Here is a 1,790-nt window from a genome sequence, read left to right on the forward strand (position 1 = left end):
CCCACCGGTCCCGACGACGCCGGTTGGACGCGTCGCGTCGCCGCACACCGCGACCGGCGGCCCGCGCACTGGTCCACCGTCGAGACCACCGATGTCGCAGCCGCGCTGCGGACCGATGCGACGACCGCGACCCTGGTCGACGACATCGGCGGCTGGCTGACCGCCGTGATGGACCGCCGCGCCGCCTGGACGGGCGGCGAGGTCGGCGCCGACGTCAGTGATCTGCTGGCCGCGGTCGCGGCCGTCGACTCGCCGTTGGTGCTGGTCAGTCCGGAGGTCGGGCTGACCGTGGTGCCCGCCACCGAGGCCGGCCGCCGGTTCGCCGACGAGCTGGGTGAGCTGAACCAGCGGCTGGCCGACGAGTGCGACCGCGTGGTGCTGGTGGTCGCGGGTCAGCCCGTGCCGGTGAAGGACCCGTCGTGACGGTGTTCGGCACGATCGACCCGCCGGATGCGGTGGCGGCCGCGGCGGCGCGCGACCGCGAGGACGTGCTGACCAAACCGCGCAACGCGCTGGGCCGCCTCGAGGACCTGGCGGTGTGGGTGGCCGCCTGCCAGGGGGTGTGCCCGCCGCGTCAGTTCGTCCGGCCGCGCATCGTGGTGTTCGCCGGCGACCACGGTGTGGCCGACGCCGGGGTGTCGGCCTACCCCGCAGAGGTGACCGCACAGATGGTGGCCAACATCGACGGCGGCGGCGCCGCGATCAACGCACTGGCCGACGTGGCCGGCGCCGGGCTGCGCGTCGTCGACATCGCCGTCGACGTGGACACCCCGCTGTCGCAGGCGGTCGGCGCCCACAAGGTCCGCAGGCGCAGCGGCAACCTCGCCGTCGAGGACGCGCTGAGCGCCGAGGAGGTCACCGCCGCGCTCGAGGCGGGCCGTCGCATCGCCGACGAGGAGGTCGACGCCGGGGCGGACCTGCTGATCGCCGGCGACATGGGCATCGGGAACACCACGGCGGCAACGGTTCTGGTGGCCGCGCTGACGGGAACCGAACCGGTCGCCGCGGTGGGCCGGGGCACCGGCATCGACGACGCGGGCTGGGCCCGCAAGACCGCGGCCGTCCGCGACGCCCTGTATCGCGCGCGCGACGTCACGAAGGATCCGTCGGCGCTGCTTCGGGTGTGCGGCGGGGCCGACATCGCGGCGATCGCGGCGTTCTGCGCCCAGGCCGCGGTCCGGCGTACTCCCCTGCTGCTCGACGGTGTCGTGGTGAGCGCCGCCGCCCTGGTCGCCGACCGGATGGCGCCCGGCGCCCGGCTGTGGTGGCAGGCCGGTCACCGGTCCCCGGAACCGGCGCATGCGCTGGCACTCGCCGATCTCGACCTCGAGCCGATACTCGACCTGCGGATGCGCCTCGGTGAGGGCACCGGCGCCGCCGTCGCACTGCCGGTGGTCAGGGCGGCCGTCGCCGCGCTGGCCGACATGGCGACGTTCGGCGAGGCCGGGATATCCAGCGACGCACCATGATCCGTGCGATCGCCGGCGCATTCGCATTCGGCACCGTGCTGCCGACGCCGGCGCGGTGGACCGCGCCGCTCGGCCGCGGTGTGCTGACCGCGCTTCCGGTGGCCGGTCTGGCGCTCGGGGCGCTGGCCGCCGCGACGCTGGCGGCGGGGTCATGGGCATTCGGTGACCACAGCCCGCTGGCCGGGGCGCTGACCGTGGCGGTGCTGATGCTGGCGACGCGGGGAATGCACATCGACGGGCTGTCCGACACCGTCGATGCGCTCGGGTGCTACGGGCCACCGCAACGCGCGCTGGCGGTGATGCGCGACGGTGCGGCAGGCC

3 protein-coding genes are annotated in these 1,790 nt (G+C 75.3%); all 3 read left to right on the plus strand.

Annotated elements, in window-relative coordinates:
* A partial coding sequence (locus tag Q2100_RS31120; RefSeq protein ID WP_302917108.1) for a bifunctional adenosylcobinamide kinase/adenosylcobinamide-phosphate guanylyltransferase occupies positions 1-423 on the plus strand: 423 nt, incomplete at its 5' end.
* Positions 420-1,469 carry a nicotinate-nucleotide--dimethylbenzimidazole phosphoribosyltransferase gene (gene cobT, locus Q2100_RS31125; protein ID WP_302917109.1) on the plus strand — a complete coding sequence of 350 codons (1,050 nt, stop codon included), beginning with the start codon at positions 420-422 and terminating at the stop codon, positions 1,467-1,469. The genes Q2100_RS31120 and cobT, both read left to right, overlap by 4 nt.
* Positions 1,466-1,790 (plus strand): adenosylcobinamide-GDP ribazoletransferase (locus Q2100_RS31130; RefSeq protein WP_302917110.1); only part of this gene is annotated, 325 nt, incomplete at its 3' end. The genes cobT and Q2100_RS31130, both read left to right, overlap by 4 nt.

This window comes from Mycolicibacterium arseniciresistens (genome assembly GCF_030519285.1).
GTDB lineage: Bacteria > Actinomycetota > Actinomycetes > Mycobacteriales > Mycobacteriaceae > Mycobacterium > Mycobacterium arseniciresistens.